The sequence below is a fragment of the Eubacterium sp. BL-380-WT-2B genome, assembly GCF_009696115.1.
In the GTDB taxonomy this organism is placed as follows: Bacteria; Bacillota; Clostridia; order Eubacteriales; family Eubacteriaceae; genus Eubacterium; species Eubacterium callanderi.
Map to the genome: position 1 here is coordinate 75,563 of NZ_VUMP01000002.1, position 14,418 is coordinate 89,980.

14 protein-coding genes and 5 tRNA genes are annotated in these 14,418 nt (G+C 40.9%); all 19 read left to right on the plus strand.

Translation table 11 applies throughout. The annotated features are described in order from the left end of the window. Positions 1-52: 52 nt before the first annotated feature. Positions 53-1,546 (plus strand): peptidyl-prolyl cis-trans isomerase, encoded by a 1,494-nt coding sequence (locus FYJ53_RS03275; RefSeq protein ID WP_154556982.1) that lies wholly within the window; start codon positions 53-55, stop codon positions 1,544-1,546. Positions 1,547-1,648: 102 nt separating this feature from the next. Continuing rightward, positions 1,649-3,259 carry a polysaccharide biosynthesis protein gene (locus FYJ53_RS03280; protein WP_320074936.1) on the plus strand — a complete coding sequence of 537 codons (1,611 nt, stop codon included), beginning with the start codon at positions 1,649-1,651 and terminating at the stop codon, positions 3,257-3,259. 15 nt (positions 3,260-3,274) lie between these two features. After that, on the plus strand, positions 3,275-4,732 hold the full coding sequence (gene mazG, locus FYJ53_RS03285; protein WP_154556983.1) for a nucleoside triphosphate pyrophosphohydrolase: 1,458 nt from the start codon (positions 3,275-3,277) through the stop codon (positions 4,730-4,732). 109 nt (positions 4,733-4,841) lie between these two features. After that, positions 4,842-5,117 (plus strand): HU family DNA-binding protein, encoded by a 276-nt coding sequence (locus FYJ53_RS03290; protein ID WP_013382050.1) that lies wholly within the window; start codon positions 4,842-4,844, stop codon positions 5,115-5,117. Positions 5,118-5,177: 60 nt separating this feature from the next. Then, positions 5,178-5,417: an RNA-binding S4 domain-containing protein gene (locus FYJ53_RS03295; protein ID WP_154556984.1), complete on the plus strand. Its 240-nt coding sequence runs from the start codon at positions 5,178-5,180 to the stop codon at positions 5,415-5,417. An 89-nt stretch (positions 5,418-5,506) separates the two neighbouring features. Beyond that, positions 5,507-5,929, plus strand: a complete 423-nt coding sequence (locus tag FYJ53_RS03300; protein WP_159435599.1) for a septum formation initiator family protein — start codon at positions 5,507-5,509, stop codon at positions 5,927-5,929. After that, complete coding sequence (locus FYJ53_RS03305) at positions 5,926-6,879, plus strand: Ppx/GppA phosphatase family protein (protein ID WP_090413075.1); 954 nt, start codon at positions 5,926-5,928, stop codon at positions 6,877-6,879. Before FYJ53_RS03300 ends, FYJ53_RS03305 begins: the two co-directional genes overlap by 4 nt. Positions 6,880-6,968: 89 nt before the next feature. Next, a tRNA-Leu gene (locus FYJ53_RS03310) sits at positions 6,969-7,057 on the plus strand. Positions 7,058-7,092: 35 nt separating this feature from the next. Continuing rightward, positions 7,093-7,169, plus strand: a tRNA-Met gene (locus tag FYJ53_RS03315). Between the two features lie 14 nt (positions 7,170-7,183). Next, a tRNA-Met gene (locus tag FYJ53_RS03320) sits at positions 7,184-7,260 on the plus strand. Between the two features lie 33 nt (positions 7,261-7,293). Beyond that, positions 7,294-7,368, plus strand: a tRNA-Glu gene (locus FYJ53_RS03325). A gap of 37 nt (positions 7,369-7,405) precedes the next feature. Further along, positions 7,406-7,481: transfer RNA gene (locus FYJ53_RS03330), tRNA-Val, on the plus strand. Between the two features lie 48 nt (positions 7,482-7,529). Then, positions 7,530-8,942 carry a tRNA lysidine(34) synthetase TilS gene (tilS, locus tag FYJ53_RS03335; protein WP_154556985.1) on the plus strand — a complete coding sequence of 471 codons (1,413 nt, stop codon included), beginning with the start codon at positions 7,530-7,532 and terminating at the stop codon, positions 8,940-8,942. Next, positions 8,932-9,465, plus strand: a complete 534-nt coding sequence (hpt, locus tag FYJ53_RS03340) for a hypoxanthine phosphoribosyltransferase (RefSeq protein WP_013382045.1) — start codon at positions 8,932-8,934, stop codon at positions 9,463-9,465. The genes tilS and hpt overlap by 11 nt, the downstream gene beginning before the upstream one ends. A 56-nt stretch (positions 9,466-9,521) precedes the next feature. Then, entirely contained in the window at positions 9,522-11,405 is a 1,884-nt protein-coding gene (gene ftsH / locus FYJ53_RS03345) for an ATP-dependent zinc metalloprotease FtsH (protein ID WP_013382044.1), read from the plus strand. 81 nt (positions 11,406-11,486) lie between these two features. Further along, positions 11,487-11,885 (plus strand): thioesterase family protein, encoded by a 399-nt coding sequence (locus FYJ53_RS03350; protein ID WP_013382043.1) that lies wholly within the window; start codon positions 11,487-11,489, stop codon positions 11,883-11,885. Positions 11,886-11,903: 18 nt separating this feature from the next. Beyond that, positions 11,904-12,689, plus strand: a complete 786-nt coding sequence (locus FYJ53_RS03355; protein WP_013382042.1) for a type III pantothenate kinase — start codon at positions 11,904-11,906, stop codon at positions 12,687-12,689. Then, positions 12,690-13,664 (plus strand): tRNA dihydrouridine synthase DusB, encoded by a 975-nt coding sequence (dusB, locus tag FYJ53_RS03360; protein WP_073382108.1) that lies wholly within the window; start codon positions 12,690-12,692, stop codon positions 13,662-13,664. After that, a complete protein-coding gene (locus FYJ53_RS03365; protein WP_154556986.1) occupies positions 13,657-14,391 on the plus strand; it encodes a UPF0489 family protein in 735 nt (244 codons plus the stop codon). The genes dusB and FYJ53_RS03365 overlap by 8 nt, the downstream gene beginning before the upstream one ends. The last annotated feature ends 27 nt before the right edge of the window (positions 14,392-14,418 follow it).

Below are 14,418 nucleotides of genomic sequence, written 5' to 3' on the forward strand. Positions count from 1 at the left end.
TTAAGATAAAATATGTTAAAATATAAAAATCACAATTTTTAAGGAGAGCAAAATGCATAAAAATAAGATCAGGGGAGTTGTATTGGCTTTAGCGGTTACGCTGGGGATTACAACACTGACAACCGGTTGTTCATTGGTTTCTGTCAATCCAGAAAAGGATAAACAGCAGGTTATAGCAGAGATTGATGGACAGTCTATGACAAAAGAGTCTTTTAACAATTATATGGCGTATTATGACCTGTATTACACGGCAAACGGAAGTACTATGCCCACAGGATCCAAACTGACTGAATTTAAGAAAGATTTGCTGGACAGTCTGGTTCAGGTTGGAGCGATGACTGCTCAGGCAAAAAAGGATAACATTACAATTGATGAGGCGGCGGCTGAAAGCCAGGCTCAAACTGCGCTGGACAGCCTAAAAACATCGGCCGGAAATAAATATGACAGCACTCTGTCTAAATATAACACCAATAATGATTCTTTCACACAATTTATGAAAACCTTCATGGTTGACAACAGCTATGCCAGCGAGTGTTACTCTAAGCATATGGATTATCTTAAAGAGCATCCGGAGGAGGAGCTGGATCAGGTTGTTGGAAAAATCAATGATGAAGAAATTAAACGTGGAATTTACAATTATTATTATATTAACGAGGAAATGACATCCTACTATTCAGGCGGACAAGGACTTCAGACAGACGATGAGAGTGTAAAAGAAACAAATAAATCGATTTTCAACTCAATTGCTCAAAATAAAGCGCTGATTAAGTACTGTGAAGAGTATAATATTGAAATAAAGCAGGAAGAGATTGACAATGCACTTCAGACAAAACAGTCCATCCAGAAAATGATGTTTCAGACAGATGACGAGCTGAATCAATACCTTGAAAACTACTTCCTTACAAAAGAAAAATACGATGAATATCAAAAAGAAGATGCCAGGGGGACCGCTGCGGGCCAAGCCATTCAGGCAAAAGTGACGGAAGATGTCAAAGTCAGTGACACGGATTTGCGGAAATATTATAAAGACCATAAGGATTCTTATGATGAAAGCACCGTTTCAGCAGAGCATATTCTGACGGAGGATGAAGCTCTGGCAAATGAAATTTATGATAAAGCAAAAGACGTAAAGACAAAAGAAGATTTTGAAAAAATTATGAATGAATACAAATCCAATGAAAAAGTAAAAGAAGCAACGGATTTGGGTGCTTTCAATAAAGAAAAGATGGTTAGCGAATTCTCAGACGCAGCTTTTGGAATGGAAAAAAACAGTGTCAGCAAACCTGTAAAAACAGAGTATGGTTACCACATTATCTATGTTTATGATAAAAATGATGCCGGAGAAGCCAGCTTTGAGGACAAAAAGGATGAAATAACCAAGGCTGTAAAAGAAGAAAAGGGTACAGAGGACTATAACAAGTTAAAAGAAGATTTGTTGAAAAAAGAGAAAATTGATATCTATGTTATTAAAACAACGCTCGAAAGCTACATGGATCAGCTGAAATCTGAATTGAATATTCAGGTTTATGAAAAGAAAGTCCAATAGTTATAATAAGTTAAAGGCTTGCTGAGAGGCAGGCCTTTTAAATTTGCGTATCCACTGCAAAAAAGTTATAATGATACTTATTTCGTTGAAAGAGGTTTTCAAGTGAGTAAAAAAGCGAGCAGTTATCTAAAAGGAGCGACAATTCTGGCAGTGGCCGGGATTCTTTCACGCCTTCTTGGGTTGTTCTACAAGGTGCCGGTATACAACCTTGTCGGGAGCTATGGTAATGGCATATACAGCAATGTCACAAATGTTTATAATTTGTTGCTGATGGTTTCAACGGTGGGACTGCCAGTGGCAATTTCGAAGATGATCTCTGAAAATATCGCGGTCAAGGATTATCTGGCGGCTCATAATGTGTTTAAGGTATCGTTCTGGACACTGCTGATTATGGGTGGGCTATCCACTGCTTTTCTTTTTCTGGGCGCAGATTGGCTGATTACCGTTGCAAACTGGCCTGGAGAAAGCTTTCCAGCCATTATGGCCATTGCGATGGCACCGCTTGTTATAGCGGTATGCTCATCCTTCAGAGGCTTTTTTCAGGGCTTTCAAATTATGAATCCCACGGCAATCTCTCAGATTATTGAGCAGATCATTCGTGTGGGATTAGGTGTTTTTTTGTGCTGGTACTTTGTTTCCAGTGGAATGGGCGTTGGAATGGGCGTTGGCGGAGCTGTTTTTGGAGCGACCGCTGGCGGCCTGTTTGCGATGTTATTTCTCTGGTTTTTATACTGGGCTTTTACTGCAGCTAATAAAAAGACTTTAAAACAAACAAGCCGTCCGGTACCTTTGACAAGCAAACAGATATTTAAGCGTCTTGTTATCATTGCAATTCCGGTCACTCTGACTTCTGCCATTGTCTCACTGTTTTCGATGATTGACTCGTTGATCTATATTCCGAGATTGGCGCTGGCAGGAGTTGATGCTCATACAGCAACAACTATGATCGGTGATTTTGCCAATGCCGATACGCTGATCAATATTCCACTCGTTATCAGCGGAACCCTCGCGGTTGCGATGATACCAGCGATTTCAGAGTCTTTTGCACTTCGGGATAAAAGAGCAATGGGACATAAAATCGATGTGGCTATCCGGTTAGTGATCATGGTGGCTTTGCCTTGTTGTATTGGTCTTTCAGTACTTTCACAGGGAATTTTTGACATTCTTTTTCAAGGTTCACCCTATGGGCCGGAAATTTTAAAATATTACGCTTACGCGACCATTTTTATGATGCTCTCCAATACCTTTCAGAGTATCCTTCAGGCCATTGACCGTTTTAGAGTGCCGTTGATTAATCTTGCCATAGCCATTGTTATCCGTTTTGTAACAGGGTGGATATGTCTGGCAGTGCCGGCCTTTAACATTTATGGGATTGTGATCAGCAGTATGATTACATTTGTATACTTAACGATATCCAATTATATCTGCGTCAAACGCTTTACAGGATTTCAGATGGATGCAAAGCAAACGCTTTTCAAACCTCTGGTTTCAGCGATTGTGATGGGGCTTGCCACCTGGGGCGTTTATGCAGTGGTCAGTATGTTCGCTGGGAATTTTATCGCAGTGGTGACGGCGGTGGTGGTCGCTGTTGCTGTGTATTTTTTCCTGATGATTTTGATTGGTGGAATTACGGAAGAAGAGATGGCTATTCTGCCAGCACAGAAAATTATCGAACCGGTTTACAGGAAAATCAGAGGAATTTTATATCGCTAGGATAGAGGAGAAATTATGTCGCAAATTAGTATTGTCGGTCTGGGACCAGGTTCCTTTGGCCAGCTGACTGTAGAAACACTGGAGTTGCTTCAGAATGAAAATAAAAATTATTTCAGAACGGCGGTCCATCCAGTGGTCAAAGAGCTGGAGAAACGTGGAATAGCATATTGCAGCTTTGATGTATTGTATGAAGACTGTGAGTGCTTTGAGGATGTTTATGAAAGCATCGCGGAACAGCTCGTTAAAAAAGCAGAGGCAGGTCAGCCGCTAATCTATGCGGTTCCTGGAAATCCATTGTTTGGAGAACAAAGTGTGATTAATTTGATGCGTAAGTGTCAGGAAAAGGACATAAGCTATCAGATTTATTCGGGAGTAAGTTTTGTTGATATTTCTATGACGGCATTGAAAGAAGATCCGGTTAATGGGCTGAAGATCATTGATGCCTTTGAAATGAATGAACAAATTCCAGATAAGACCATGGGCAATTTGGTTACTCAGGTTTTTAACCGCCATATGGCCTCAGAGGTTAAGCTTTCTCTGCTCGATTATTATCCAGACGATTATCCCGTTGTTTTACTTATAAATGCAGGTATTCCAGGACAGGAGCTCATTAAAGAGGTTCCTTTGTGCCAGATGGACTGGGTTGAGGAAATCAACCATCTGACGACGCTCTATATCCCGCCAGATAAAAATGATTTAAGAAGCTACCAAAAGTTACTTGAAATTATGGGAATTCTCAGAAGTCCAGAAGGCTGCCCATGGGACAGAAAACAAACACATGAGAGCCTCAAAGCATATTTACTGGAAGAAACCTACGAAGTAATGGATGCCATTGAAACAGAGGATACAGAGAATCTTATTGAGGAATTGGGAGATCTGCTTTTTCAGATTGTATTTCACGCACAGCTTGGCAGAGAAGAAGGACTTTTTACATTCAATGATGTTCTGGAGGGAATCAACCAAAAAATGGTGCGCCGCCATCCCCACGTTTTTATGGCGACTGAGGAGATTTCAACTGAAAAGGTCCTGTCTAATTGGGATGAGATTAAAAAAACAGAAAAGCAGACACAAACCATTTCAGATGAAATGGAACGTATTCCAAAAGCGTTTACTGCTTTGATGGAGGCCTGTAAGGTTCAGTCCAAGGCAGCTAAGGTAGGGTTTGATTGGGAAGGTCCTTTGGACGCATTGAAAAAAGTTGCTGAGGAAGAACAAGAAGTAAGAGTGGAAATTTTAAAAAAATGTCCAGATAAATTGGAAGAGGAACTGGGGGATCTGCTGTTTGCCGTTGTCAATGTTGTTCGTCTGGCGAAAATCCAGCCGGAAATTGCATTGCGCAAAGCGACTCAAAAGTTTATTATGCGTTTCAAAGAAATGGAAAAAATTACCCTAAATGAACAAAAAAGTATGCTTGATTACGATCTTGATGGCCTTGAACAACTGTGGCAACTGGTGAAATCCTTAAAAAACTAAGGTTTTTAGCTAAAAATACAGAAAATGCTTGTATTTTTTAGCGAAACGTGATTATAATAATAATCATAAAAATTAAAACATAAAGATCACACTTTACGGAGGGATAAGAATGAACAAATCAGAATTAATTGCCGCTATGGCAGAAAAATCGGGATTATCTAAAAAGGACTCAGAAAAAGCTTTAGGTGCTTTTATGGATACCGTTGTTGACGCCTTAAAGGACGGCGACAAAGTTGCTCTGGTAGGTTTCGGTACTTTTGATGTTCGTGAAAGAGCTGCTAGAACCGGTTTAAATCCAAGAACCAAAGAACCAATTGAAATTGCTGCTTCAAAAGCTCCAGCATTTAAAGCGGGAAAAGCATTTAAGGACGAATTAAACAAATAATCAAAGGGAGAGCCGGAGCAATATTGCTCCGGCTCTTTTGATTTTCAGAAAGGAAAACCAATGCGAGTTGATAAATTTTTAAAAAATGCCCGTTTAATTAAACGACGTACCATGGGAAAAGCTGCATGTGATGGAGGGCGGATCATGATCAATGGAAAAGAAGCCAAGCCTGGAAGCCGTCTGAAGGTGGGGGACATTCTCACAATAGCATACGGTGATGGAGAACAGAAAATTGAGGTTTTGGAGCTGTTAGAACATGCGCCTAAGGATAAAGCAACAGAAATGTACAGGGAGCTTTAGATTAAGAATTGACTGTGTTTTATAGGTTATAATAGCTGAATGAAATGGATTGTGTTACAATAAATAAAAAAACAGGTGGTGAAAAAACAGTGGCAGAAAAGAAAAAAAATGGCCTGCGCAGGCGCTTTAAGCCTAAAATGGGAACAATTATTGTGACACTGGTGCTTTTGATCTTTGTCGGGACCCTGTTTGGAACCAATGCCATGAAAATTCATCAGCTTAACGCTCAAAAGGCAGATATTCAATCCAAGCTGGATGAGGCGGAAAAGAAAAGCAAACAGCTGGATGAAGATATTAAGCAAATTGGAACAAAAAATTACATAGAACTCATTGCACGAAAATATTTGGGACTTTATTATCCAGATGAAAAGATTGTAGTGCCTGTAGAGGGCAAAGATAATAACGGACAGAATAATAGCGGGCAGCCAGCAGAACAGCCGACACCAACAACTGACGAAAGCAGTCAGGATAATTCCAATAGCGATGAGCAGCAAAGTGAGGAAAACGAATGAGTGAATCAAGTGTACCTAAACAACCTAAAATCAATCGAGCTGTGATTGATATCGGAACAAATTCAACGAGGATGCTGATATTTAGAAAAGATAAAAAGGGGCAGCTCTTTCGTGTCAATAAGTCAGTCCGATATACTCGGATGGGTCAGGGTGTTAATAAGACAAAACGCCTTCACCCAGATGCGATCAAGCGAAATATCGAGGCTTTGGAAGAGTACAAGAGCATCGCTGAAGATTATGAAGTTAAGGAAATGTTTATTTTTGGTACAAGTGCGCTCCGGGATGCTGAAAATTCTTCGGAATTTATTGATATGGCCCTACAAAAACTTGGAATGAAGGTAGAGATTATTTCAGGTGAAAAAGAGGCAGAATATGGCTTTATGGGCGTATCACAATGTTTTGACGAGGGTCTGCTTATTTTTGATATTGGCGGCGGAAGCACAGAGCTGATATACGGTAAAGGCCGAGATCTCATGAAAATGAAAAGTCTGAATATTGGCAGCGTCCGTTCCACAGAAGCTTTTATTGAGAATGATCCCCCCGAAGCGGAAGAACTGAATCAATTAAATCAAAATGCTGCTGAAGCGCTTGAGAAAGCGCTTGCTGATTATGAAGGCTATAAGCCTTATAAACTCATTGGTATTGGAGGAACAGCGACAACAGTATCCACAATCAAACAGAAATTGAAAATTTATGACAGCGAACAGGTGCATCAGAGCATTGTCACCAAGGCAGAGCTTGAAACAATTATCCAGAACCTTTCGTCAAAAACAATTGATGAACGCCGCCAGATCGTTGGACTGGAAGCAAAGCGGGCAGATATCATCATCGCGGGTACCAGCATCCTCGATAATATTTTGACGGTTACTAGAAAAGATTCGTTTGTTGTCTGTGACTATGATAATCTGGAAGGCGCAGCATACAGCCGTTTTTTTGCGAATGAAAAATAAACGAAAAAAAAATTAAAAAAGTGTTGACATTAAGTTTCGCAGACTGTATAATAACACTTGTCCTCAGAAATGAGGCAGCCACACTGAGTGCCGGAGTGGCGGAACTGGCAGACGCACAGGACTTAAAATCCTGCGATCCTTTTCGATCGTATCGGTTCGATTCCGATCTCCGGCACCATCATTTGTAAGACGCGAATGCGTCTATTATATTGTCGCGGGGTGGAGCAGCTTGGTAGCTCGTCGGGCTCATAACCCGGAGGTCGTAGGTTCAAATCCTGCCCCCGCAACCAAATTTTTAAATTATGGCGGCGTAGCTCAGTTGGCTAGAGCATACGGTTCATACCCGTAGTGTCAGCGGTTCGACTCCGTTCGCCGCTACCATTAATTTAATAACAAGATGTTAGAATTAGTTCCGGCCCCTTGGTCAAGCGGTTAAGACACCGCCCTTTCACGGCGGTTACGGGGGTTCGAATCCCCCAGGGGTCACCATTTTGTTTTGAAAAGTTAATATCTTAATTTTGTATGTGGTCGCTTAGCTCAGCTGGGAGAGCACCTGCCTTACAAGCAGGGGGTCATAGGTTCGAGCCCTATAGCGACCACCATTTTTTTATTCAGAATTAATTGAACTTTGAGATGAGCGTTAAATTGTCATGGAAGAAAAGCTTTTACAATACATTTCTGATAACGGACTGATAATGGCCGGCGATCGCATTCTAATCGGAGTATCCGGTGGAGCTGATTCGCTGGCCTTGTTGTATTTTTTGAAAAAGTATCAAGGGGTTTTGAATGTTGAAATTGCAGCCGCACATTTGAACCATGAGATCAGGGGGAAGGCGGCAGAAGAAGATCATGCTTTTGTAAAACAATTCTGCATTAAGCAGTCTGTTTTACTTTATGATAAATCTGTAGATGTTATTCAGTTGGCAAAAAAGAATAAAATTTCGCTTGAAGAGGCTGGAAGAGAAGCAAGATATGCTTTTTTTAAAGAACTTCAAAGCTCGGAAGCGTATAATAAACTGGCTTTAGGGCATCATCTTGATGATCAGGCAGAAACAGTTTTAATGCGTCTGATTCGAGGCACCGGTGTAAAAGGAGCGGCAGGAATGCTTTCTGAAACAAAGGGAGAAAGCAACATAATCCGCCCATTACTGTGTGTGGATAAAAAGACGGTTATTTCTTATTGCAAAAAAAATGGTCTGCACTATCGGACCGATAATACTAATTTTGAAACGGATGTTACTCGAAATAAGTTAAGATTGGAAATCGTTCCGATGCTCAGGGAGATCAATCCAAGGGTTGAAGAGCATTTATCAGAATTTGCCATGCTTGCACATGAGTATGAACAGTTTTTGCAAAATTCTATTGCTGAGTTGAGTACATATATGATTACAAAAAAAAGTAATCGGGTATATCTTAATTTAGAAATGTGGCGGTTACAGGTTCCGCTTCTTCAGAAAGAACTTCTTCGTCAGATGGTTTTCCAGTTTAAGGGTAGTTTAAAAGAAATAGAGTACAATCATATCCTATGTGTTAAAGAGCAGCTTTTATCTGAAAAGACTGTCTGGGAGCTTCATTTACCGCATGGTATGCAGGCTGTCAGGCGATATGAGCTTTTTTGGATAGAAGAAAAAAAGGCTGTTGTACCAGAAATTGGCTGCTATGAATTGCTGCCAGATAAAGCGTATTATTTTTCAAAAGAAGGTTTGTGGATCAAATTGACGGTGATTTCCGATGATTCCATAAAAAAATCAAAAGAATTAAAAAATCATAGTGAAAAATATTTTGATTATGGTAAAATAAGAGGAAAGCTTTATTTGAGAAATCGTCGTCCAGGTGATTATTTTAATCCTGTCGGCATAGCAGGTAAAAAAAAGATAAAAGATTATTTCATTGATCGAAAGGTTGAGCGTGAAAAGCGCAATGCAATTCCACTGTTAGCGGTGGGGTCAGAAGTGATCTGGATTTTGGGATATGCGATCAACCGGGAGTATCAGGTAAGCTCTGAAACCAAAAGCATTCTTAAAGTTCAATACCAAATAATAGGAGAGAAGTTTGGCGTTTGATTTTGAAAAAATCTTGATAGAAAAGCATACAATAGAAAAAAGAGTCATCGAGCTTGGAAAAAAGATTTCATCCGATTATACAGACAAAGAGCTTCTGGTAATCTGTATCTTAAAGGGAAGTATCTTATTTTTTGCTGATTTGATAAGGTCCTTGAGTATTCCTGTCAAAATTGATTTTATCAAGGCGTCCAGCTATGGAACGCGTACCAGCACTTCAGGAGAAGTGAAGGTTAATGATCTTTTATCGGAAAAGATAAAGGGCCAAAGCGTGCTTCTGGTAGAGGATATTGTAGACAGCGGCTTTACCATAAAGCGTATCTTGGATTTCTTTATGGAACAAGGTGCTGCCGATGTCAGAGTTTGTACCCTGCTTGACAAACCGGACCGCCGGGCGGCGGATATAAAACCTGATTACTCAGGCTTTACCATTCCGGATGAATTTGTTGTCGGATATGGAATGGACTTTGATCAAAAATATCGAAATTTGCCGTACATCGCTGTTTTGAAAGAAACAGAAAAATAATATTTGAAATTAGAAACTATTCAATGACTTATTTTATATGAAAGGAGTGATAGAATTTGAATAAATATCTAAAAATGATAGGGTTTTATTTAGTGATTTTGTTGATTATTATCGTCGCAGTTACTTTTTTAAATCCAATGCAGTCTGATGTTAAAACTTTAACATATAGTGAACTGTTGAGTAATTTGGACCAAAAACAGGTTTCTGAAATAGAGATTAATCAGTCTTCCGTAAAAGGGAAGCTTGCGAATGGCGACAGCTTTGAAGCCATTGTGCCACAATATCTTATTGATGAACAAATCAGCGACTACATTACAGGAAACCCGGATCAGAACATTGAAAAGAATCCGAATATGAATGTTACGGTTGCAAAACCACAGGATTCCTGGTGGATCTCTTTGATTCCTTCAGCGGTTATTATTATCCTGATGGTTGTTTTCTTTATGATGTTTGCAAACCAGTCTGGCGGAGGCGGAGGAAAGGTTATGTCCTTCGGTAAAAGCAAGGCGAGAATGCATACCGACGCAGATAAGAAGGTTACCTTTGCGAATGTAGCGGGAGCAGATGAAGAAAAAGAAGAGCTGGAGGAAATCGTTGATTTCTTAAAGTCTCCTGAGCGCTATAACAAGCTTGGAGCACGTATTCCTAAGGGAGTTCTTCTGGTGGGCCCTCCGGGAACAGGGAAGACTTTGCTCGCGCGTGCCGTTGCAGGTGAGGCGGGGGTTCCGTTCTATATCATTTCTGGTTCAGATTTTGTTGAGATGTTTGTAGGTGTTGGTGCTTCACGAGTAAGAGATCTGTTTGAAACAGCAAAAAAGAGTGCACCTTGTATTATCTTTATCGATGAAATTGACGCAGTTGGCCGTCATAGAGGCGCAGGCCTGGGTGGTGGGCACGACGAGCGTGAACAGACACTTAACCAGTTACTGGTTGAAATGGATGGTTTTGGCATTAATGAAGGAATTATTGTTATTGCCGCGACAAACCGTCCGGATATCCTTGACCCGGCTTTACTGCGTCCAGGACGTTTTGACCGCCAGGTATTGGTCGGTGTGCCGGATGTTAAAGGCCGTGAAGAAATTCTCAAGGTTCACCAGAAAGATAAACCATTGGATTCTTCTGTCGATTTAGGTGTAATTGCCAAGGGAACACCAGGGTTTACTGGCGCCGATCTTGAAAACTTAATGAATGAAGCAGCTTTGCTGACTGCCCGTAAAAAGGCTAAGGTTATTACGATGGTAGAGCTTGAAGAGGCTATTAAGCGTGTTATTGCAGGCCCTGAAAAGAAGAGCAAGGTAGTTGTTGAGTCAGACCAGAAAATCACAGCTTATCACGAAGCTGGACACGCTATCGTTATGGAATATCTTCATAATGGAGAGGAAGTTCATGAAATTTCCATCATTCCGCGCGGCATGGCTGCAGGGTACACGATTTCGCTCCCGAGTGATGACAGCCAGCATATGAGTAAAGGGAAATTGATGGACAAAATTGCAGGTCTGCTTGGCGGTCGTGCGGCTGAAAAAGTTGCCCTTGATGATATCTGCACAGGTGCCTCCAACGATATTGAACGTGCCACCAGCATTGCCAGAAAGATGGTTACAGAATGGGGTATGAGTGAACATCTTGGCCCAATGACCTTTGGTCATGACGATGGCGGCGAGGTGTTCTTAGGAAGAGATCTTGGACGTTCACGCAATTACAGTGAAGAGGTTGCAGCGGTTATTGATAAGGAAATTAGAAATATTGTCGAGACAGCCTTTGAGAGAGCCTGTTTGATTTTAACCGAGAAAAAGGATAAGCTGGTTGAGATTTCAGAGCATCTTCTGGAAGTTAACACCATTACCGGTGAAGAATTCAGAGCGATGTACAGCCGGTTGCCTTTAGATGATGGCAAACCTTTGGACGAAGGTAATATAGGTGATCCGGTTCCGGAAGTTTAAAAAGTAAATAAACAAAAAAGCCGTTAGCAATAACGGCTTTTTTCGCTAATAGACGACCAATAAAAGAAGGGAACAATTAAGATGCAAGAACTTAAAGTTGGTATGGAGCTTAAAAAAGATTATATGGTAACCCGTACTGAGACAGCTCAGGCAATGGGAAGTGGAGGACTTGAGGTCCTGGCAACTCCGATTTTAGTGGCATGGGCCGAGAATGCGGCCTATGAGATGGCTGAGCTGTGCCTGCCCGATGAGCAGACAACCGTTGGGGTCAACATTAATTTAAACCACATTGCCGCCACACCGGTAGGAATGAAGGTGCGCATAAAGGTAGTGCTTTCCAATATTGAAAGCAGACGTTTGGACTTTACAGTAGAAGCCTGGGATACCGTTCAAAAAATTGGTGAAGGAACACACCAGCGCTTTGTTGTTCAGAAGATGAAGTTTATGGGGAAGGTTCTCCAGAAAAAAAATCCTAAGTAGACAGAGGTAGAATAGCGCATGATTTTAGTCATTGATGTAGGAAACACAAATACAGAAATCGGGGTCTTTAAAGACGACGAAATCCTCTGCTCCTGGCGATTTGTTTCAAAAACGCCCAGGACCTCTGATGAATATGCAGTGATGTTTCAGGGATTTTTTGAAAATGATCATCTGGATTACCATGAAGTCGAAAGTGTGATAGCAGCTTCTGTAGTCCCGAATATTATGTATTCTTTGAATAATGGAGTAAAAAAATTATTTAATGTTGAGCCTTTGGTAGTGGGGCCAGGAATAAAAACAGGGATGCCGATCCAGACCAGTGATCCGGCAGAAGTAGGTGCGGACCGGATTATCGATGCTGTAGCGGCATATAATCTTTATGGCGGACCAGTCATTGTCTTGGATTTTGGTACAGCGACCACGTATGATTATGTTGATAAAAACGGTGCGTTTGTGGCTAAGGTCACTTCACCTGGGATACAGATTTCAGCTGAGGCACTTTTCAGGAACGCCGCCCAGCTTCCCAATATCGCGATTGAAAAGCCCGTTTCGATATTGGGAAAAGACACCGTTACCAGTATGCAGGCTGGTTTGGTTTATGGTTATATTGGCCAGGTCGAGTATATTGTCTCAAGAATGATCGAAGAAATAGGTATAAAAGGGGTTAAGGTGGTTGCAACAGGGGGCTATGGAAGAATGTTCCACGAAGAGACAAGAGCCATCGATATTTTTGATCCCCAGCTTTCACTAAAAGGCCTTAAGATCATTCATGATAAAAACATAAAGACATCCAGAGGAAGATAGATGTTTAAAATAGGAAATATAGAGATAAAAAACCGTATATTTCTAGCACCGATGGCAGGTTATACTAACCTGCCATTTCGTTTGATTGCTAAAAGATATGGAGCAGGTGCTGTTTTCAGTGAAATGATCAGCGGCAAGGGGCTTTATTACAAAGATAAAAAGACCGCTGAATTAATGCTGACCTGTGACGAGGAAGCGCCTGCAGGAATCCAGCTTTTTGGCTCAGAGCCTGAAATATTAAGTGAAGTTGTAGAAAAATATATTAATGCCACTGCGTTTGCGTTTCTAGATTTTAACGCAGGGTGTCCGGCGCCTAAAATTGTTAAAAATGGCGAAGGATCAGCGTTAATGCGAAACCCAGAACGTTTGGGAGCGGTTATCCGGGCAATAAAAAAAGTAAGTGAAAAACCTGTTATTATCAAAACGCGTATCGGCTGGGACGCCCAGAGTGTAAATGTAAGAGAAGTGGCTGAAATTCTTGAGGAAGCAGGAGCCGATGCCCATACCATTCATGGTAGAACGCGAGATGCTTTTTATTCAGGAAAAGCTGACTGGAAAATTATTGAGGAAGTCAAAAAGAACAGCAGAATCCCAATAATTTTGAATGGCGATATAGACAGTGGTGAAAAGGCTGTCCAGGCCTTTGAAACCACTGGATGTGATGCTGTGATGATTGGCCGGGCCTCAGTCGGTAATCCCTTTATTTTTCGTGAGATCAATCATCGGCTCTCTACAGGTGAAACACTGCCGGTACCATCTCCGGAAGAACGGATTCAAACTGCCATTAAGCATGTTGAACTGGTAGGTATGATGAAGCGGCCAGAGGTAGCCATCAAGGAGATGCGAAAGCATTTGGCTGCTTACACAAAGGGCCTGAAGAACGCGACTAATTTGAGAAATGAAATTTTCAAGGTATGTACAAAAGAAGATGTCCTGATACTTTTAAACCAATATATGGAAGAAAATTATGGTTGATGAGTTTTTAAAAAAAGAAAATTTGAGGATTATTCCTTTCCGTGAAAAAAAGATGTATATCGTAGATAACCATCAATATGCATTGCTGGTATGGGCCAGAGAAGTTCTAAAACGCGGAATGCCAGGAGTATTAGTCAGTATTGATTACCATCCTGACACCAATCCGCCTTTTTGGCTGCACGCTTACCAAAAAGCAATGGCCATTGATCCCGAAAGGGAAGAGAAGCTGTTTTCTTTATTTCAGAAAAAAATTTTGGAAGCAGTTAATCCTTTGGAGTTAGAGACTTTAGCTGATAAGATGCCCTTAATGCGAAATGATGAGCATATTAATACGGCCATGGAATTGGGGTATCTTATTGATTATCATATGATTAATTGCATGGAAAAGCATTGTTACGCTACGGGAAAGCATTACCTGGTGCCTGAAAAAAAGTTTGGGACACTAAACGATGAAATGTTTTGTGCAGCAGAATTTGATTTATCAATCTTCAATGGCCGTGAGTCCTTGCCTTTAATTTTGGATATTGACCTTGACTATTTTATGAAGCGGGAGAATTTTAATGCTGTCCCCAATGAAATGACGGTCTTCAGAGAACTGCTGGAAAAAGCTGTTCTTATCACCTGCGCCAGGTCGGCCACTTATTTTGAATATTTGAAAACAGAAAATTTTGCCATTGAAGAGTGTGAGAACGCGCTGATAGCACTGATAAAAGAACTCATAGAATAAAACGGAAAACGCTTAAATATTAAATTC